General features: G+C 56.6%; 1 rRNA gene. It reads left to right on the plus strand.

The features are described 5' to 3' along the window. A 16S ribosomal RNA gene (locus ACN08Y_RS10865) occupies positions 1 to 831 on the plus strand; the annotation flags it as partial.

Raw genomic sequence — 831 nt, forward strand, 5'->3', positions numbered from 1 at the left:
AGTTCCCGCATGGGATGCTGGTGGAAAGGGTTTGTACTGGTTTTAGATGGGCTCACGGCCTATCAGCTTGTTGGTGAGGTAACGGCTCACCAAGGCGACGACGGGTAGCCGGCCTGAGAGGGTGACCGGCCACACTGGGACTGAGACACGGCCCAGACTCCTACGGGAGGCAGCAGTGGGGAATATTGCACAATGGGCGCAAGCCTGATGCAGCGACGCCGCGTGAGGGATGAATGCCTTCGGGTTGTAAACCTCTTTCAGCAGGGAAGAAGCGAAAGTGACGGTACCTGCAGAAGAAGCGCCGGCTAACTACGTGCCAGCAGCCGCGGTAATACGTAGGGCGCGAGCGTTGTCCGGAATTATTGGGCGTAAAGAGCTTGTAGGCGGTTTGTCGCGTCTGCTGTGAAAGCCCGGGGCTTAACTCCGGGTTTGCAGTGGGTACGGGCTAACTAGAGTGCAGTAGGGGAGACTGGAATTCCTGGTGTAGCGGTGAAATGCGCAGATATCAGGAGGAACACCAATGGCGAAGGCAGGTCTCTGGGCTGTAACTGACGCTGAGAAGCGAAAGCATGGGGAGCAAACAGGATTAGATACCCTGGTAGTCCATGCCGTAAACGTTGGGCACTAGGTGTGGGGGACATTCCACGTTTTCCGCGCCGTAGCTAACGCATTAAGTGCCCCGCCTGGGGAGTACGGCCGCAAGGCTAAAACTCAAAGAAATTGACGGGGGCCCGCACAAGCGGCGGAGCATGCGGATTAATTCGATGCAACGCGAAGAACCTTACCAAGGCTTGACATATACTGGATCGCTGCAGAGATGTGGTTTCCCTT

The sequence above is a fragment of the Rothia sp. P5764 genome (genome assembly GCF_048512965.1).
Taxonomy (GTDB): Bacteria; Actinomycetota; Actinomycetes; order Actinomycetales; family Micrococcaceae; genus Rothia.